18 protein-coding genes are annotated in these 18,543 nt (G+C 53.7%); 4 read left to right on the top strand and 14 right to left on the bottom strand.

Annotated features, from left to right (window positions below; translation table 11 throughout):
- Positions 1-8: 8 nt before the first annotated feature.
- The 3 genes from ACOQPU_RS11545 to ACOQPU_RS11535 all read right to left on the bottom strand — a co-directional run bounded on the left by ACOQPU_RS11545 (position 9) and on the right by ACOQPU_RS11535 (position 4,007).
- Positions 9-1,223, bottom strand: coding sequence for a MalY/PatB family protein (locus tag ACOQPU_RS11545; protein WP_420645260.1), 1,215 nt, complete (start codon positions 1,221-1,223; stop codon positions 9-11).
- 108 nt (positions 1,224-1,331) lie between these two features.
- Positions 1,332-2,072 (bottom strand): lysophospholipid acyltransferase family protein, encoded by a 741-nt coding sequence (locus ACOQPU_RS11540; RefSeq protein ID WP_420645259.1) that lies wholly within the window; start codon positions 2,070-2,072, stop codon positions 1,332-1,334.
- 93 nt (positions 2,073-2,165) lie between these two features.
- Positions 2,166-4,007, bottom strand: coding sequence for a M23 family metallopeptidase (locus tag ACOQPU_RS11535; protein ID WP_420645258.1), 1,842 nt, complete (start codon positions 4,005-4,007; stop codon positions 2,166-2,168).
- A gap of 194 nt (positions 4,008-4,201) precedes the next feature.
- Here ACOQPU_RS11535 and ACOQPU_RS11530 point away from each other — a divergent pair, with 194 nt between their 5' ends.
- Positions 4,202-4,945, top strand: a complete 744-nt coding sequence (locus tag ACOQPU_RS11530; protein ID WP_420645257.1) for an FkbM family methyltransferase — start codon at positions 4,202-4,204, stop codon at positions 4,943-4,945.
- A 47-nt stretch (positions 4,946-4,992) separates the two neighbouring features.
- On the opposite strand, the gene ACOQPU_RS11525 is transcribed toward ACOQPU_RS11530, so the two are convergent.
- The 5 genes from ACOQPU_RS11525 to ACOQPU_RS11505 all read right to left on the bottom strand — a co-directional run bounded on the left by ACOQPU_RS11525 (position 4,993) and on the right by ACOQPU_RS11505 (position 11,831).
- The gene (locus ACOQPU_RS11525; RefSeq protein ID WP_420645256.1) at positions 4,993-5,805 is read right to left on the bottom strand and encodes a sulfotransferase family protein; all 813 of its coding nucleotides are present in this window, start codon (positions 5,803-5,805) and stop codon (positions 4,993-4,995) included.
- An 11-nt stretch (positions 5,806-5,816) separates the two neighbouring features.
- Positions 5,817-6,536: a PIG-L deacetylase family protein gene (locus tag ACOQPU_RS11520; RefSeq protein ID WP_420645255.1), complete on the bottom strand. Its 720-nt coding sequence runs from the start codon at positions 6,534-6,536 to the stop codon at positions 5,817-5,819.
- 141 nt (positions 6,537-6,677) lie between these two features.
- Complete coding sequence (gene purD, locus ACOQPU_RS11515; protein ID WP_420645254.1) at positions 6,678-8,057, bottom strand: phosphoribosylamine--glycine ligase; 1,380 nt, start codon at positions 8,055-8,057, stop codon at positions 6,678-6,680.
- Between the two features lie 241 nt (positions 8,058-8,298).
- Positions 8,299-9,123 carry an FkbM family methyltransferase gene (locus ACOQPU_RS11510; RefSeq protein WP_420645253.1) on the bottom strand — a complete coding sequence of 275 codons (825 nt, stop codon included), beginning with the start codon at positions 9,121-9,123 and terminating at the stop codon, positions 8,299-8,301.
- Between the two features lie 53 nt (positions 9,124-9,176).
- On the bottom strand, positions 9,177-11,831 hold the full coding sequence (locus tag ACOQPU_RS11505; protein ID WP_420645252.1) for a LuxR C-terminal-related transcriptional regulator: 2,655 nt from the start codon (positions 11,829-11,831) through the stop codon (positions 9,177-9,179).
- 57 nt (positions 11,832-11,888) lie between these two features.
- On the opposite strand from ACOQPU_RS11505, the gene ACOQPU_RS11500 reads away from it, so the two are divergent.
- Entirely contained in the window at positions 11,889-12,032 is a 144-nt protein-coding gene (locus ACOQPU_RS11500) for a hypothetical protein (RefSeq protein WP_420645251.1), read from the top strand.
- Positions 12,033-12,059: 27 nt separating this feature from the next.
- Positions 12,060-12,275: a hypothetical protein gene (locus ACOQPU_RS11495; protein ID WP_420645250.1), complete on the top strand. Its 216-nt coding sequence runs from the start codon at positions 12,060-12,062 to the stop codon at positions 12,273-12,275.
- On the opposite strand, the gene ACOQPU_RS11490 is transcribed toward ACOQPU_RS11495, so the two are convergent.
- Complete coding sequence (locus ACOQPU_RS11490; RefSeq protein WP_420645249.1) at positions 12,276-13,223, bottom strand: endonuclease/exonuclease/phosphatase family protein; 948 nt, start codon at positions 13,221-13,223, stop codon at positions 12,276-12,278. It lies immediately after the preceding gene.
- Between the two features lie 250 nt (positions 13,224-13,473).
- Between ACOQPU_RS11490 and ACOQPU_RS11485 the strand changes: the two genes are divergently transcribed.
- Positions 13,474-14,724 (top strand): sensor histidine kinase, encoded by a 1,251-nt coding sequence (locus ACOQPU_RS11485; RefSeq protein WP_420645248.1) that lies wholly within the window; start codon positions 13,474-13,476, stop codon positions 14,722-14,724.
- An 8-nt stretch (positions 14,725-14,732) separates the two neighbouring features.
- On the opposite strand, the gene ACOQPU_RS11480 is transcribed toward ACOQPU_RS11485, so the two are convergent.
- The 5 genes from ACOQPU_RS11480 to ACOQPU_RS11460 all read right to left on the bottom strand — a co-directional run bounded on the left by ACOQPU_RS11480 (position 14,733) and on the right by ACOQPU_RS11460 (position 18,476).
- On the bottom strand, positions 14,733-15,104 hold the full coding sequence (locus ACOQPU_RS11480) for a DUF1801 domain-containing protein (protein ID WP_420645247.1): 372 nt from the start codon (positions 15,102-15,104) through the stop codon (positions 14,733-14,735).
- Positions 15,105-15,172: 68 nt separating this feature from the next.
- Complete coding sequence (locus tag ACOQPU_RS11475) at positions 15,173-15,658, bottom strand: NUDIX domain-containing protein (RefSeq protein ID WP_420645246.1); 486 nt, start codon at positions 15,656-15,658, stop codon at positions 15,173-15,175.
- Positions 15,655-16,389, bottom strand: coding sequence for a class I SAM-dependent methyltransferase (locus ACOQPU_RS11470; RefSeq protein ID WP_420645245.1), 735 nt, complete (start codon positions 16,387-16,389; stop codon positions 15,655-15,657). Before ACOQPU_RS11470 ends, ACOQPU_RS11475 begins: the two co-directional genes overlap by 4 nt.
- Before the next feature lie 104 nt (positions 16,390-16,493).
- Positions 16,494-17,666, bottom strand: a complete 1,173-nt coding sequence (locus tag ACOQPU_RS11465; protein WP_420645244.1) for an MFS transporter — start codon at positions 17,664-17,666, stop codon at positions 16,494-16,496.
- A 3-nt stretch (positions 17,667-17,669) separates the two neighbouring features.
- The gene (locus ACOQPU_RS11460; RefSeq protein ID WP_420645243.1) at positions 17,670-18,476 is read right to left on the bottom strand and encodes a mechanosensitive ion channel family protein; all 807 of its coding nucleotides are present in this window, start codon (positions 18,474-18,476) and stop codon (positions 17,670-17,672) included.
- Positions 18,477-18,543 lie beyond the last annotated feature (67 nt).

The following is an 18,543-nucleotide window of genomic DNA, read 5'->3' as shown; positions in this document are numbered from 1 at the left end:
ATAACCGGTTACTGTTTACCGATTACCGCCGCTAGGCGATCCAATGCCTCCGCCAACAGCGCACGTGGGCAGGCGAGGTTGATGCGCTCGAACCCTTCCCCTTCGGGCCCGAACATTTCGCCTTCGTCCAGGTAAACGCGGGCGTCTTCGAAGATGAGCTTTTTGCGTTCAGCCGGGGTCAGGCCTAGGGCGCGGCAGTCTAGCCAGACCAGATAGGTGCCTTCAGCGGGCAGCAGGTGCAGCTGGGGTAAGTGCTCGGCGAGGTATGTTTTCATGAAGTTGTAGTTGGTTTCGATGTAGTCGAGAACGGCCGTTAACCATTCCTCCCCAAAGTTATATGCCGCTTCGGCCGCGACAAAGCCAAAGCTGTTGGTGTTGTGCAGTCCAATTTGGACCATTGTTTTGGTTAAGGGAGTGCGTAGAGCTTCGTTGGGAATGATGATGTTAGACAGCTTCATCCCCGCCAGATTAAACGTTTTGCTGGGCGCGGTGCAGACGATGCTGTTTTGGGCAAAGCGCTCGCTGATGTTAGCAAAGCTGGTAAATTCCACACCGCTAAAAAGTAGATCGCAATGAATCTCGTCAGAAATGACCAGCACATCATTGTCCAGGCAAATTTCGCCGAAGCGGGTGAGTTCTGCGCGGCTCCAGACGCGGCTGACGGGGTTGTGGGGGCTGCACAGGATGGCCATCTTCACGGCGGGATCGGACGCTTTTTGTGCCAAATCGTCAAAATCCATTTGGTAACGGCCGTCTTGCAGCACCAGTGAATTTGAGACAACGACGCGATTATTATTCACGATGGAATTGGTAAAAGGATGGTAAACAGGCCGCTGGATGATGATTTTGTCGCCAGGCTGGGTGTACGTTTGAATCATCAAGTTGATGGCTGGCACCACACCGGGCGTCATCACAATCCAGTCACGCTGAATGGTACGGCCGTAACGCCGCGCAAACCAGTTAATCACCGCTTCAAAGTAGGAATCGGTGGGTGTGCAGTAGCCAAACACGCCGCGCTTGGCACGTTCAACCAGGGCATCTACCACTGGCGGTGGGCAGCGGAAATCCATATCGGCCACCCACAGCGGCAGCAGTCGATCCTGACCGTGCTTAGGATGGGTCAGGTCTGTTTGCCTGGTGTTGTGATGGGCATCAGAAATAAATTCCCATTTGACGCTGCTAATACCAAATTTGTCTACCTCATTGTCGAAGTCGAAGCGCATCTTTTCTCCTATCCGTTGAAAATAGTTATCAGCAGATTTCACAGATTGGAAAGATTTTTAATTCGCTAAATCTGCGTAATCTTTGATATTTTGGTTAGAAACGGCCGTTTAAAACTCGCTGGCTGGGTCCCAGGGGAAGGCAGCGACGGCTTCAGCTTCTGCCCGCAGTTTGGGGTCAGTCGCGTAAATGCCGTGCTTTTCGGGCGGCAGCAGAGCGGCAATATGCTGCATAATTTTGTGGCCGATTTCATTCAGCTGCTTCCGACGTTCCCGTCCTCTGCCTGTTACCTTGAAGGGGCCAAACGGCCGTCCAATACGTATAGTCAACTTTGTTCTTTCTCCCCGGCGCAGGGCTGGAAAAATATCGGACATACCGTTGAGACCAATGGGCAGGATAGGCACACCAGTTCGCGTAGCCACATAAGCCGTGCCGGGACGCGCCGGGCGTAAAACCTGCGCCCACGCGCCCCCCTCCGGAAAGATACCCAGCACGCCATTTTGCTGCATCACGTATTCTGCCGCTTTGAGCGCGTAGCGTGAGCTGGTACCCCGCTCGACCAGATACACCTTCCACAGTTCCGGTATCCATTTGGCAATGAGCGGTGCCGCTGGGCGTTGTGTGCCAGCAAAAAATTCCAGAGGCTGAGGCAGAACGGCTAAAACGGCAACCGGATCAGCAAAATCGAAATGGTTGCCTACGACTAAAAATGGGCCGTTTTTGGGAATATTTTCTTCACCGACGACCTCGAACCGTGTCAAGGTTTTTAAGGTGAGGCGGGCCAGCCAGCGCAAAAAGCGGCGAAACATGGGGCGGTGGGGATAGCGAAATTCAGCGGGGACATTGCTCATGGTGGGAAGTTTAGTGGATGAGTGGGGAAGGGGCAAAAAAATTGCGATAGGCGGCTAGTAATTAGTTGCTGGTGGCTGATAACCGAATACCGATTACTGCTCACCGAAAACTGGCTCGAAGAGTGCCAGCGGGCCGCCGCCGACGTTGATGAGGAGCTGGGTGTCGGAAACGGCCGTTACCCACATCTCATTACTTGCCGGGGTGCGGGAACCGCCTTCAAAAACGGCCGTCAGCCGATTTTGGCTTTGGTCGATGGCATAAAGGGTGAGCAAACCGCTGCTGCCGCTGACGCCGCTGGCTGCCAGATACGGCCGTCCATCCACCCAATGCAGCGTCACGTTGCCGCTAATTTCTGACCGGTACGAGCGTTCCCAAAGGAGACGGCCGTCGGGCCCAAATTGCAGCAATCTTCTGTCTGCGGGGTCGGCGTGGGCCAGCAGCAGGCTGCCGTCTGGCAAGGTGAGTAAATCGCCTCGGTTGAGCGTGCCGGTTGGCAAGGTGGCTACCAGATTTGCGCTGGTAGGGTTGCCAAAGTTGATTTGGTACAGTCCTTCGCGGTGGTACAGCCACAGACCGTTTTGCCGCCGAGCAATCTTGCCGCCTAATTCAGCAATGATCGCTGCTTCGCTGGTTTGGATGCGCCAAAGACGGCCGTCATTGCCATCAGTGGTCAGGAAAAGAGCGTCATCGGTGAGCTGCCAGTCGAGCAGAGGGCTGGCAAGTGATTCGGTCCAGAGCTGGGAGCCATCGGCAGAAACGGCCGTCATGCTGTTGCGGGTAAGTGCCAAAATGTTGCCATTGGGCAGGGGCAGCAGCGTGGGCGGGCCGCTGATGGGCAAATCAACTTCCCATTGCTGGATCAAATCAGGCCAACTGTATGCTGCCAGCAGGTCACTGTTTCGCTCCGCCAGGATGAGCAGTTGGCTGGCGGGCTGGTGCAAGGCGGCATCAATGGCTTCATGGTCAAACGCGATGAGGTTGGTACGGCCGTTGCTCATATTGAGCCGGTGCAGTTGCTTGTCCTCTAAAATCAGATAGCTACTCTCATCGAGTTGTCCGACAGCTTGGGTACCGCGGTTGGCAAACGGCCGTGACCAAACCACGCCGGGAACAGCCGCCACCCGCGCCGCCCAAATTTCTTGCGACGGCCAGAGCCAGCCCTGGGTGCGCGGGTCTTCAGGCCAGTAGCCGGTTAATGTTTGGTAAGGAGCCTGGGTGCGGACTTCAAAATGCAGGTGTGGGAAGCCGCGCGGCTGGCCGATTAGCCCCACAAGCTGGCCGCGTTGGACGCAGCTACCTGGCGTGAGCAGCAGGCTGTCGGGGTCCAGGTGGCCGTAAAAGGAGAGGATTGTACGGCCGTTGGCAAAGGTGTGCTGGACGATGACGACGCCCTTGTCGCGCCCCCAGCCCAGCGGCTGGGCATACGTTATCAGCCCATGCCCAATGCTGTAGACGGGCGTGCCTAAATTGGGACGACTGTTTGGCCCACCCCAATCTTCTCCTGCATGAAATTTATCGAACCGGCTGCGGAACACGCCAAAATCGCCCCCGCCTCGGCTCACGTTGGCCGCGTTGGGCGGGTCGATAGGGAAGTCGAACAAATCGACAAAGCCGCAGGCGGCGGTGCCGTTGGGGGCGGGATCGCTGGTTTGCAGACTGCGTAAATTGTTACTGGCGATGAGGGGAACGGCCGTTGCCGTTGGTGTTGGCGTGGGTGTGGAGGTGTTGGTGGGTGTCGGCGTGTGGGAGGCGGTGGCTGTGGCGGTGGGAACGGCCGTTAGCGTTGGTGTAGATGAGGGGGTGGTCCCAGCAGAAGGCGTGTTGACAGCGGCGTTAGGCGTTGCGTCAAGCGCAACATTGGTGCAGGCTGCCAGCCCAAGCAGCGTGACGATGAGCCAAATTAGAACCCTTTTTTCCCGGTGAAACCCATTCATGAATAGATTTTAGCGGTTCTGCAAACGGGGAAAAGTCCGTTTTGAAAAAAACTCACTGACTGTTCAGATTTTCATTTGGTAAGGACGGACGGGCGGGAAGATTCTGGCCCAAGCAAGGCTGGGTTGCTCACGCCTGTCTCGCCTATTCATGTAGGCTTTTTGACGAACAGGGCAGGAATGAGTACCGTTGCGGGATGATGACTTTTGCGCAGGCGTTGGGATTGGCGCGTTCGTTACTGATCTATTATGCGGTCCCCTGGCGACCCCGGCAGATGCGGCGGCTGTACGGCCGTTTTATTCGCCAGGGTGATTTGTGTTTTGACGTGGGGGCGCACGTGGGCAATCGGCTGCGCATTTGGCGGCAGTTGGGGGCGCGAGTGGTGGCGCTGGAGCCACAGCCACTCTTTTTTGAGACCTTGCAGCGGCTGTACGGCCGTTCGCCCCAAATCACCCTGCTCGATCAGGCCGTTGGCGCAGAGCCGGGCGAGGCGACGCTGCACATCAGCCAGCGCACGCCCACGGTGTCTACCCTGTCGGCTAACTGGATGCAGACGGTGCGGCGGGATGATTCGTTTGCGGGGGTGGCGTGGGAAACGGCCGTTCCTGTGCCAGTGACCACGCTGGATGAATTGATTGGGGAATACGGCCGTCCGGCCTTTTGCAAAATTGATGTAGAGGGATTTGAACTGGAGGTGCTTCGCGGCCTCTCCATGCCGATTCCCGCGTTTTCGTTTGAATTTATTCCTGTTGCGTTGGATGTGGCACTGGGCTGTATTGATCGGCTAGAGGCACTTGGGCGTTATCGCTACAGCTACGCGCCAGGGGAGGCGCATCACTTGGGGGCAAAGTGGCACTCTGCCAAAGCGATGCGCCACTTTTTGCAGCAGCAGTCGCCCCAAAGCGGCAGCGGTGATATTTACGCGAGCCTGTCTTTCTGAGTGAAACGAAGAATCCCGGCCAAGTTGAATGGGATGCTTCACGCTATTCAGTCTGACAGAATATTTGCGTGCCTTGCTTGAGATTTCTCACTATCGTTCGAAATGACAACTGAGGTTGGTTTGTTTTGCCCAAGTTTACGGACGGAGCGACTCAGTTTGCTTCTTTGCCAGAGCAAGAAGAAACCTAACGCGGCGATGGCCAGCGGTAGTAGGCTAAAGGTTTGGCGAAGCCGCTTGAAATCGCGCAGCATATTTTCGCGGTCATTGACGTGGGGGAAGGGCAAATCTGGCACGGGGACGCCCAGAAATTTGCAAAGCGGTTCCCACCCTTCTTTTACCTGAAAAATGAGTAGCTTTTCTGGCGGCACATTCTGTTTAACTGCCTCGGTATGGGCGTTGAACTGTTGGATGGCGTAGGGGCGGTCTGAGAAACGGCCGTTAAACAGCCGCTGCCAAATAATCCTTTCCTGCATGTCAATGAAGTTGCCTAACGGCGGCAACATTTTCGCCATCCACGGCGAAAAGCTCTCAGCAGCACGGTAGATTGTTTCGGCCGTGCTGTCGTACCAGCGTTCTGGGTCGCGGACGGTGTGGATCACTTTGGCAGTTTGGTATGCTTCTAGCAATTCCTGGTAAAAGATGCTAGCAGGGAAGTCCACCACTGCCTGAAAATTAGTAAAAATATCGTTCCAGGGCACCGGCTGATTATGGGCGATTTGCTGCCACAGCTTGATGTGAGACGGCCGTTTGATCACTTCCTTCATGTGGTAACAGGGGGCAAAGCCCAAAATCTCTAACGCCGCCTTGAGCGACAGCGTCCCCGTGCGGCCAAAGCCGGAACCGATGACTTTAAGAGTCATGAAAATCCTTTTTACCATACATTGGTATGCTTAAATTGCTCTGCGTAGGTCACCCCGATCTTCTCTCCCGGCTTTTTGTCCAGCTCTTTCATCCAGTCGAGATTTTTCTCGCCTTCGGGGAATTGGGTTTTGTGGGCAATGGTGGCGGCTATTTTGTGCGGGTAAACGGCCGTTACATCCACAATTACATCCGGTTCACGATCTGTGCTAAACAGGAAGACACGCTCTAAACAGCCCAGGCCAGCATCTTGCTCGTTAAGCTGGGCAGGCTTGTACAGTGGCATTTTGGACGGCATGTATGCATCCAGTGCCGCCTGCCCGGCCGCCCGATGATCTGGATGAATTTGTCCTGTCCAATGAGGGTCAAAGGTAAAGAGTGTGTCGGCTTGGGTAAGGCGATACAGCCGAGCGATCTCGGCGCGGAGTGCCAAATCGGGCAGCAGTTCGCCATCTGGGCGGCCTAAGTTGAAGGTTTGGACAATGCCCAGCACACGTGCCGCATCCTCTGTTTCTTCAAGCCGTGCTGCCGCCAGCATCGAGCGGTTAACCGTTTTGTCAGCCGTGCCAATGTCGCCCAGGGTGCAGTTGACGGAGAAGATGGCGACCCCACGCTGGGCTAGCTGATAAACCGTGCCGCCGCAGATTGTTTCTAGATCATCCGGGTGGGCGGCAATGACGATGAGCCGCTTCACGTCGGCAAAGGCATCTAAATTGCGAAGTTTCTGGGGCATAGGGCATTCCTTTTGGTTGAATCGCCCCAATGGTAACTGTCTCTATTGTTTGGCACAAGTGATTTTGGAGGAACCGCATTGTTCAAGATTGGCACGAATTAGCGCGAAAAGGGTTCAATTCGCGCTAATTCGCTGCAAAAATTAGACGGCCGTTACTTCAATTTCATTCAGCACAGATCTCATCCTCATTGGCTTCTCATACCATCCCAAAATCGGTCTGCGAGGTAATTGCGGCACGCCGCCGCCGATGTCGCGGCGGTATTGCGCCCCGGCAAACTGGATGTGCGCCACGCCGCGATAGGCTTGTTTGAGGGCGCAACCGAGCGTAGCCGCCGTGCCAGTGACTGCCAATACCCGACCCCGCGACGTGAGGAGACGGCCATTTTCCCGCTTCGTGCCGTGATGGAACAGATTCACGCCCGGCAACGCCTGCGCCAGCTTGGTGCCGCTAATAGGTAAGCCCGTGGGGAACGATTCGGCCGGGTAGCTGGGGGAAGCCATCATTACCGCCGCCGCTGCGCCGTTGCTGATTTGCACGTGAGCGGGGGTTAGCTTGCCCTGAATGCAGGCCAGCATCACCTCGACCAAATCGCTTTGCAGCAGGGCCATCAGCACCAGCGTTTCCGGGTTGCCAAAGCGGCAGTTAAACTCCAGCACCTGCACGCCTTGCTCGGTGAGCATCAGCCCGGCAAACAGCACGCCCACGTAGGGGTTCCCTTCGGCCGCCATGCCGTCAATGGTGGGCTGGATGATGGTTTGCATCACCTCGGCTTCCAAGTTAGCGGGCAGGTTTGGCACCGGGGCGAAGGCGCCCATGCCGCCGGTGTTGGGTCCGTTGTCGCCATCAAAGATGCGCTTGTGGTCACGCACAGGGAAGAGGGGAACGGCCGTCTTCCCATCGCTCAGGGCAAACATAGAGAGTTCCGGCCCACTCAGCCGCTCTTCGATGATGACGGTTTGGGCAGCCGCGTCGCCCAGCAGTTTGTGAACCATGTAGCTATGCAGTGCAGCTTTGGCCTGCGCCTTCGTGTCGCAAACCGTCACGCCCAGCCCCATCTTGCCCAGCCCGCTGATTTTTACGACGAGACGGCCGTGTGGCAATCCATCCAGATACGCCATCGCCTCATCGTAGTTGTGAAAGGTGGCAAACCTGGGGGAGGGGATGTTGTGCCGCTGCATGAACCGTTTGGCAAACGCTTTGGAATATTCTAGCCGCGCCGCCGCCTGCCGTGGCCCAAAGATGGCCAATCCTGCTGCCTGGAATGCGTCCACCACGCCAAACGCCAGCGGATCGTTGGTGCCAACCACGGTCAGGTCGATCTTGTTTTGCCGAGCAAAGGTAACGAGCCCAGGCACGTCTTCATCGCTGATGGGCACGTTGGTGGCGATTTCGGCCGTGCCTGCATTGCCGGGTGCTACAAAAATGCGGCCTATGTGGGGCGATTGGGCAATTTTCCACGCCAGGGCATGTTCCCGTGCGCCATAGCCTAATACCAGAACGCTTAATTTTTGCTTATGCATTTCTCTGCTCCTTGAATTGGTGGCTAGTTGTTAGTGGCTGGTAGCCTTCACGCGCAACCAGCCACTAACCACCAGCAACTAGCCGCTAACCAACTTTTCTCTATGTGGTTAAATGATTCAGTTGAAAGTTTCAATTGGTGAAAATGAAGGGAGCTGTCCCGTGATGCTAAAGTATACGACTTACCCCAGGTGAATGGCTTCACCCAAACGGGTACATATAGGGGTAAATTATTCAGTAAAGCTATTGAGGAATGGCTAATAGATCGATATGACTGGGCTTAACGGCTTCATAGCAAGCCAATATTTCTTGATTGCTTTGCGGTAATGAGTTCACAACTTCTGTTTTAGAAATAACCTGCAGCGCATATCCATGGTGCCGCAAGCGATCCAAAAATGCCTGAGCAGGCATTTCTGATCGGTTTTCGATGGCTGGCGGACGAAACTCTGTGAAAATAACTGGGCGATGTGTCTGGATAATTTTTTCCGCGCCCATAATAACCAAACCTTCCGCCCCTTCTACATCAATCTTAATCAAATCAACCTGATTTTCTTCGGCAAGAGCATGATCGAGGGTAATAGCTTCAACCTGGAATGCGTAGTCATCGGTAATATTTTTGCTAATACTTCCATTACTATCATCCATTTTAAACCCGACCATTCCATTGACGTCTGCCACAGCTTTTAAGTGAATCTCCACATTCTTGAAGCCATTTTCCTCAATGCTTGTTTTTAGGAGATGGCAATTTTTAGCACTGGGCTCAAACGCCAAAATTTTGCCTGTATTCTTCAGACAAGATGCAGCAAGTAAGCTGTAATAGCCAATGTTTGCGCCGACATCCACAAAAGTAGTTCCTGGTATTAAGTATTGGCGTATTTCCCTCGATACATGTTCTTCATAGGTTCGGTTAACAGCAATACGCGCGCCAACAGCCCAATCATCAAGATAAACATACATTTTGAAACCTGTTAATTTCAGGAGAATCGGGTTTGGAAAAAGCTTTGCGATGGCACGCTTAGGCAATGTGCGATGGTTAAAAAGAAAACGAACGACTTTGGTTTTTAGCATAGGGAATTGTATCAGATTTTAGGTTCGTATCAGATTGGCTTGTTGTTGATAGCCTAATCCAGCAAATGAAGCGAACGGGCGCGAGCGACGGCCTGGGTGCGGTTGTTCACGTCTAGCTTGGCGTAAAGCCGCCGAGTGTGGGCTTTGATGGTGTTGAGGGAGAGGATCATCTCGTTGGCGATTTCACGGTTGGAGCGCCCCGCTGCTAGATGGTGCAACACTTCCATCTCGCGCGGACTGAGGGGTTGGATGATAGGGCTTGGTTGGGCTTGCTCCGGATCGCAATGGGTCAGAATTGTGCGGACGTAGGCGGCTGTGACGGGGTTGTTGGCCGCCAGGTGCAGCAAGCGATGCAATGCTGGATCTGGCGTGTCGAGGAAGAGGCGAATGTAGCCACCTGGTTCGGCCTGGGTGAGCGTTTGTTGGAAGGTGGGCACGGCCGTTTCCATCATCCCCATTTTTGCCTGCACCAACGCCTGCAATAGCGACACCCGCAAGCTAAAACTTTTGCTCTGCCGCGCTTCGGCAAATTCACACAGTACGTCCAGCACGGGTAGCACTGCATCGTAATCCCGGTTGGCGATGTGGAACTCCGCCAGCAGCAGGTAGGCACCGGGCAAATCCTGAATCTTGTCCGGTTCATCCCTGATGGCGATGCCCAGACCGTCGGCCCATTGGCGCACCAGGCGCGTGTCGCCTCGCTGCAAGGCCAGATCAGCGCGAAAAGCTGAGATGGTGTTGGCTTGAATTTGCTGCTCCAGAGCCACCACCAGCGACTCAGCGGCAGGCCAGTCGTCCAGAGTGAGCAGGAGTTGGGCTAGCGATTCGCGGCTGTAGATAAGCATTTTGTGGTCGCCGCTGCGTTCGGCGCAGGCGAGGGCATGGCGCAGGTGCGTTTCAGCCTCGCCCAGCCGATTCCATTGGTAGAGCAACTTGCCCATGCCTAGGTGCATGTAGCCTATGGCGGCGGAGTTGGTTTGTTGCGAAACGGCCGTTGCCAAGCCACGCTCATAAATTTCAAACGCTTCTTTAAGCTGCGCCTGCCGCTCATAAGTTTGCCCCCAGTAAAACGTGGCAAACATCACTGCCCACAGACCGGGGTCGTGGGTGCTGTTTTGGGCCGCTTCGGCAAACGCATCGCGGGCGGCGTCCAGTTCTGCCCGCTGCAAGTGGGAAAAGCCCAGGTTGATAGCTACCTCGCTACGCAGCATGTGTTGGTCATCTGGCAATTTGGAGAGTGCTTTGTTGGAGAATTTGATGTTGATTTCGGTGTCGCCGGTGATCATGGCTATGCGTGCCCGGAGCGCAGACCATTCGCCCCACAACAGCGGACTGTCTAGCTGGTCGCTGATGGCCCCCAGCAACTGCTTGGCTTTGCGGAACTCGCCGGTGCGGATGAGCGACCAGATGTAGAAAAGCGTTAGGCGGGTGCTGCCAGTTTGTTGTTCTTCCGGCAGGGCTTCGACCCATTGGCGCAGGGTGATGCCTTCGCCAAACATGAGTACGTCGCGGGCAACTGTCTCCATGAGGGTGGCGGCCAAATCGTAGTCGGCGGCGGCAAGGGCGTGGTCGACGGCAATGAGCGGCTGGTCATTTTGCTGATACCAGCGGGCGGCTTGCTGGTGCAGGTGGGCGATGTGGTCGGGCGATTTTTGCTGCTGGAGACGGCCGTGCAAAAAGTCGCCAAACAGGTGGTGGTAGCGGTACCAGCGTCGCGCTGCATCCAGAGGAATCAAAAAGAGGTTGGCGGCTTCAATTTGCTCCAAAAGCTGCTGGCTAGGCTGCCCGGTAATCGCTTGACATAAGCTGGCGTTGAACTGGGTGAGGACGGCCGTTTGCAACAGAAATTCTTGAATCTCGGCCGGCTGGCGGCTAAGTACCTGGTCAGCCAAATAATCCACCAGATACCGCTGGCTGCCAGAAAATGCCTCCGGCAAGGAGACAGATTCTTGCAGAGCCAGGGCGATGAGCTGTAAGCCCGTCACCCAGCCTTCTACCTGCTCGTCTAGCTGTTCAATTTGCCGATGGTTAAGCTGCAGCCCCATCGTTTGCTGCAAAAATTGGGCGGCTTCATCGGGCGTAAAGCGCAGATCGCGGCTGCCAATCCAGTTGAGGCCGTTTTGGGCGCGGAGTAGGGCTAGCGGCAAAGGCGGCTCGCTGCGGCTGGTGATGATAAGATGCAGCTGCACCGGCATATTTTGCAAAATAAAGGTGACGGCATCATGTACGGCGGGAGCGGTAATCAGATGGTAATCGTCTAGGACAACAACGGCCGTTTCATCCCCCAGCGCCAAATCATTCAGGAGGGCGGTGAGGATGGCTTCGGTTTCATTGTAGAGGTAGGTGGTGGTGAGGCGGGCTAAAGCCGCTTCACCCACGTCTTCGCGCACAGTGCCGATGGCGGCAAAGAGGTAGGCCAGAAAGCGGGCTTCATCGTTGTCGTTGGCGTCCAGCGACAGCCAGGCGACAGGACGTTCCATCTGGGCAATCCACTGGCTGGCCAGGGTGGTTTTGCCGTACCCTGCCGGACCTGTAATGAGGGTGAGTTTGGGGTGGATGCGTCCATCGGGGGAAACGGCCGTGTTCAAGCGTTCCAGCAGACGCGGGCGGGTCACCGGATTTTGGCGCAGGCGCGGCAGGGTGAGCTTGGTTTGCAGCAGCGGCCGTTTGGGAGATTCAATATCAGTTTTAAGGTTCGTTTGTTCCATAGCAATATTATACACTACTGTTCGGGTAACTTTTTTTTATCAGATGAGGAGGTTTTAATGAACCGATGGATTTGGAAAACGGCCGTTGCCCTCATAGTGCTTTTGTTTACGGCCGTCAGTTGTGGGTCGTCTGATGCGGAGCCAGCAGCGGTGCCAGAGGTAACTGGTCCAGCCTTTGTGCTTTTTTACACCGATAACTGACCGCCTTGAGAAGAATTTGCGCCCATCGTGAATGGGCTAGAGGCGGAATTTGGAGACGAAATTACGTTTTTGCGGCTCAATGCGGCCGAAGTTGAGGTTGTTGAGTTGCAGCAATCGTATGGCTTGCGGGGGCATCCGGCGGTAGCTGTATTAGATGAGCGTGAAGCAGTGGTGGTGCGTTATTTTGGCCCAGAATCGTTTGACACCTTACAAGCAGTGCTCAAAGATTTGCTAGAAGAATGATTACGGTTGCGGCTCTATGTAAATTGTAGCCAGCAAACCGGCATGATCAGACAGCCAGAGACGGCCGTTGGCTGTTTCAAAAGGCTCGTCAAATACCCGCTCTATTTCCACAACAGTTATGGTTTGTTCTGCTGTCGGTACAAGAAATAGATAGTCAATGCGGGCTTGCAGGTCTGCTGCCGAGGCGCGGCGCGGATCCGACACGCAGCACGTTCCCCCCGCTCTTTCTGGATGTGCCAAACGGTAACTGTCCCGCCACGAAGCCGTTAGCTTGGTAATTTGAAGTGAATCTTCCGTGGCGTTAAAGTCCCCGGCCACAATAGCTGGATAGTTAGCCTCATCTTGTACAAAGGCGAGCAGTGCCTCAGTTTGGGCTGCATTAACAGCCGCCCTGCCATTGGTTAAATGCGTAACAAACAGATCGATGGCCCCTTGAGGAATCAGAACCTGGGCATGGAGCGCAATACGATTCTCAAAGAAACTCGCCGGGGGGTGCAGTTCGGTGAAGGTGATATTTTGTAGGGGAAACCGACTCAAAATGACGGAGCCTTCTTCAAAGCCAATCAAAGAGTAATTACCGTTGGCTCGATAATAAGCGTAGTTTAAGCCCCTTCTTTCTGCTAGCTGCTGCGCAATTTGCCCTTGCACCTTGTTCCAAGGAACTTCTTGAAGCAGAACAATATCCACATCTAAACGGCCGATTTCGTCAATAAGTAGTTCCACTCGCTCTGCCAGAAAATCAAAGTTGGGGAAGCCATGCAGCATGTTTAAGGAAAGGACACGTAAAGACTCTGATGTAGAGGTTTCTAACGTATGGGCACACTCTATTGGGCAGGCAATCACCTCCTTGCCTGGTTTGCTTACGTTCAACTGAAAAATGCCCAGCACCAGCAACAAACCTAACCAAATGAACCAGCGCCGAAGTTTCAGCTTTTGTATTTGTTTCATGGTGCCAATGTACTGCGATACGCCAAAAAATGCGATTGGAATCAACGCTCCTTTCATGTTTTTTCATGCTACAATGCCCTAAATGAAACCATCGTTTCCTTCTTTTTATGATAGTCGTTTTAAAGTAGCTGTTTTTTTTAAAGAGCTGTTTTCGCCGCCCACTATTGACGATCCTCAGAAAAATGTATTTGCACAAACGTTACATTATTTGCTCCTTTTTTGCATCGTCATTGCCACAAGCTATGCGATTTTGACCTGGTTTATTGCTGATGAACCTTCTGGCACAATTATTAGTAGCAGCATGGCGGGCATCTCAATTGTGCTATTTTTTATTACCAAGAAAAAACGGATTCAGCTAGTAAGCAGGGTGTTGGTAGTTGCTGGTTACACGGCAATTATGGCATCTTTGCTCATGAATGGGGGGATTCGGGATGAAGCAGTGCTGGTGTTAATTGCGCTGCTTTCACTGGCAGGATTTTTGCTGGGAACGCGGGCTGTGATTCCCTTAGGTGTGTTAACGGCCGTGCTCCTGATCATACTATTTATTGCCGAAAAAGCTGAACGAATTCCTGAGGAAGAACATTTTGTGTCGGTGGGGGTAGATGAGCTGGTTATGGCGCTCATTGCAGTTTTTGTCACCACGGTAATTCTTCACCAAATTACCAAACAAATCATTCGCAATAATGAGGAAATTAAAGCCCAGGCACTATATTTAAGTGAAAAGAACGCCCAGCTTGAAGTCACAAAACAGGAATTAATTGTGGCAAAGGAGGAGGCTGAGGAAGCGAATCGCTCTCGTAGTGCGCTCTTCTCTCGGATGAGCCATGATTTGCGTACCCCACTGAGCAGCATTTTGGGATTAACAACCCATTTAATGTACCACGACGCCCAGTTGTCATCAGCCGAACGACAAGAATTTTTTCAGGGGATTCACAATAGCGGGACGCACTTGCTTGATTTGATCAATGATTTGCTTGATATTTCCCGGCTGGAAGCCCAGCAGCTACAGCTACATATCAATCCGGTGCCGCTTTCTGCACTTGTGACCAATGTGATAAGCATGTTGCGCTTATCAGCAGTAGAAAAAGGACTTGATTTACAGCTACACCTTGGGGATGGTTTGCCAGAAATTGCGTATGTGGATGAACAACGCCTAAGACAGGTTTTGATTAACTTGTTGGGCAATGGCATTAAATTTACCCAGGAGGGCAAAGTTACGTTAACTGTAACAGCTTGGGAAGTGGACACGGCCGTTCCCACACTCTGCTTTGAAGTAACCGACAGTGGCTGCGGCATAGCAGAAAACGATTTGCAACGGATTTTCGATCCCTTTGTTCAGGTTGCGAATGATCCCTTGCAAGCAATGGGTACAGGACTTGGGCTTGCCATTAGTCGCCAACTTGTTGAAGCGATGGGGGGCACGCTTCAGGTAGAAAGCCAGCTAGGGCAGGGCAGTCGTTTTTGGTTTTCCTTACAACTACCAGAAACATTGCCAACCTGAGTTCTTGCTTACTTTAAGTTGGGCAGATGTTTGGAGGCGGCCACCACCAGATCGCGCAAGGCCGGGTTTTCTAATTGCTCGGGGCGGCTGATTTTGATGTGGCGCATATTCTTGCCGGCACCTTCCAGTAGATTCTCTGGGTCTGGTAGATCAGCACCGTAGTAAAAACCAAGGTTGATTCGCGTTTTGAAAACGCCAATATAGCAAAAATGCTCGGACATCTTTTTGGGGCCAACGCCGTAGCCCGCGATGTTTTGCTTGGGCCAGGCGACTTCTACGATGTCGGGCATTACATCTTGCAGCAGCGCTTTGGCTTGGCGAGCCAGACTGGCGACATCAGGGTTAGCTGTGGTCAATATTTCTTCAAATCCGTTACTCATGATTTCCTCCAAAATCTAAAAGCGGAACGCAGAGTTTCACAATAGAGCCTGTGCAAGTTGCGAATGTGTTAGTTTAGGTCAAACGGCCGTTCTGCAAAATAGTCCTTTAGCTCTTGTGGCCAATACTGGCGCATAAATTCGGCACGCTGGATCACGCGGGGCAACCAATGTTCACTTGGCAGAAACTCTGTTAGCTCGGCGGCCGTAAACCAGTGATGGGCGTCATGCTCATCGCTAATCTGTACGGTGTTAGCGGACGGGATAGTGCAGGCGTAGGCCATGCCCAGTAGCTCATTTTTTGGAATGGCAGGCCCGCGATAGAAGTGGGTGGTACCTAGAATGAACTCAATTTCGGGGGTGACCCCAATCTCTTCCTGTACTTCGCGGTAGAGGGCGGCCTCGAACCCTTCGCCCTGGTCCACGCGCCCGGTGACGCATTCCCAATTGCCTGCGCCTACATCCTTGCTGCTGGTGCGTTGCAGGAGGAGGTAACGGCCGTTTTCCAATTCACGGACCAAAGCCATAATGCCGCCTAAAAATCGTCCTACACTCATCGTTTTACCCCACTGTAGATGACGTGCCCGGCCAGCATCCAGTGTACGTCTACGGCCGTAAATCCTGCCTGCTCTACCCATTTTAGCTGATCCAGCAGGCTGCTTGGCTTATCGATGGCTGTCTCTGGGTCTTCCGGGTAGCGGTAGAGGTTCCACTTGAGCCGTTCAAACTGGGTGAGGCCATCATCGTTGCCGTCTAGCTGCTGGCTGCGCTGGCGCACGGCTTCATCCCATGCTTTGGCTGCAACGGCCGTTCCCAATTTGCGTGTTGGCGCAACCAAATCAGCAATCACCAGCGTGCCGCCCGGTAGCAGCATCGGGTACAAATCCAAAAACAGCCGCAGCTTGTCTGGCCCATCCAGATGATGCACGGTCAGCGAACTAACGACGGCGTGAAACGTAGGTTTGCCCGTGCGCCATTCAAGGTCGTTGAGATCGAACTGTCGCGGCACGAAGCGGTCGCCAAAATGTGCCAGACGTTGCGTAGCCTGCTCCAGCATGGCCGGCGACAAGTCGTACCCGTACAGCGTCACGTCTGGAAAACGACGCAGCAGTTCTTCCGCCAGCAACCCTTCGCCACAGCTAAGTTCCAAAATGTGCGCTTCGCCACCTGGCCGCGGAATGAGATCCGCGATTGTTTGTAGCTGGTATTCACGCTGGGGCACGAAGTAACGGCCGTAATCAATAAATTCTTCGGAATCAGATTCTTGCCAGCTGAATATTTGAGACATAGTTCCTCACGCAATTTAGAAACTATCCGAAGAAGCCACAGAGAACTCAGAGATTCTTGAGAGATTTTCTTGTTAATCTCTGTGGCTACTAATCGGACAGGTCATTAGGTTATCAGCCGCGCGGCTTTTGCCTCCTGATGAAGCCGTGCTTGCCAAATGAGTAGACTAAAAACGAGAACGGCGACAAGCAGCGTGATGAAAATGATAAGCATGGTTACAACTGCGCCCACGCTTTCAAAAAGCTGGCCAATGAGCCACGGTATCGTCATGGCACCGAGTGATGCGCCCACAAAAAAGTAGCTGGTCATTTGCCCACTCAGCGAAAGGGTATGCTCTGCCCAGGCGAGCGTAGTGGGGAAGATAACGGACATAGACAGCCCCAAGCCAATGGTGCCCGCCCACAATGCTGCCGGGCTGATGCGCCAGACGAGCAGCACGATCATGCTCAGCACACAGCCAGCCAACGCGCCGCCGAGCATTGTCTTGGGATGGAGTTGGGCTGTGAGGGGAATGGAAATGAGCCGCCCCAGGGTGAGTGCGCCCCAAAAGAAGCTGGTGAGGTAGGCTGCGGCCGTTTCTGTGCTAAGTCCTAGCGTAATGGCATAAGTATATATCCAGCCGCCGTACGACACTTCTGCGCCGACGTATAGGAACATAAAAGCGGCTACCAGCACAATGAGGGTTCGATTGGCGTGCTGGCCGTGAACGGCCGTATCCCGCGCACGAATCGGCGGGCTGGGAAAGCGATTAAATAGCAGCACCGCAGGCAAGACCATCATTGCTAAAACCCAGTACGCCAGGCGAATGCCCCCTTCGGTGGCCAGCATCGTCTGGGCAATGATGATGGGAGATAAAAAAGCACCCAGCCCAAAGAAAAAGTGCAGGCTGTTCATGTAAGGGCCTACTTTTTCACCAAAGCACCACACCAGCAGGGTGTTGCCGCCCACGTCAATCCCCGACTCCACGACGCCTGCCAACAACATGAGCAAGGTAAGCAGCCAAAGTTGGCTAGTAAACGGCACCAACGCCAGCGCGACGCCCATCATTAACAGCATTCCGGTCAGTATAGCGTGGCCCGGCAAGCGGTCGTAGATGCGCCCCGCTAAAATAGCGCCGGTCAAAAAGCCGAGCGAGCGGGTAGCAAACAAAAAGCTGATGCTGCTAAGCTGGGTGCTGGTTTGCTCTGCCAGCCCTGGCAACGTTGGCCCCAAAGCCGCTGAGGCCATCCCCAGAGCCATGAAGGCAAAAAAGTAAGCAATGACCTTTCTGTTCATCATCCTCTAGTTTGACTGAAAGAGATGTACATCTTGCTGCGGGAAGGGAATAGAGATGCCTTCCTCATCAAAGCGAAGTTTTACACGCTCTGGCATCTCCAGCCGGATGTCCCAATAATCTTCAATTTTTACGTGCGGCCGTACGGCAAAATTCACGCTGCTGTCTGCCAATTCCAGCACGGCAACTCTGGGCGCAGGTGTTTCTAAGACACGCTCATCGGTCGCAACCAGTTCTTCCAAAATGCGCTTGGCTTTTAGCAGATCGTCATCATACCCAATGCCAAACACCATGTCGGCCCGAATGTAACCCTTTTTGGAGTAGTTGGTAATTTTGTCGCTAATAATGAGGCCATTAGGGATGATCACGGTTTTCTTTTCGCGGGTAAGCAAAACGGTGCTGAAGATTTTTATGTCTGTCACTTGGCCAAAGGCATCGTTAATTTCTACGTAGTGGCCAATTTCAAACGGCTTGAAGAGCAAAATCATGACACCAGAGGCAAAGTTAGAGAGTGCGCCTTGCAAGGCCAGCCCAATTGCCAATCCGGCCGCACCCAGCACCGCGATAAAGGAGGCAGTTTGCACGCCCACGCGCTCCAGAGCGGCTACGCCAGCAAAGGCCAGGATGGCATAGTAGGCCAGGTTGCCCACAAAGCGGAGCAACGCTTCGTTGGTGTTGGTTTGGGACAAGGCTCTCTGTGCCCAGCGGGAGACAACGCCCGCCAGCCAGTAGCCCACAATAAGGATGACAACGGCTCCCAAGATGTTGAGGCCATAGGTTAGAACCAGTTCCTGAAGTTGTTCAACAACGTCCATTTTCTCTCCCTTCTCGTTACGCCCAGACGGGGATTCCAGGCAAAAACAATTATTCGATTCGGTCTCT

This window comes from Candidatus Leptofilum sp. (assembly GCF_965223285.1).
Lineage (GTDB): Bacteria > Chloroflexota > Anaerolineae > Promineifilales > Promineifilaceae > Leptofilum.
The sequence above is the reverse complement of the archived record's forward strand: the minus strand, read 5'-3'. Positions and strand labels throughout refer to the sequence as shown.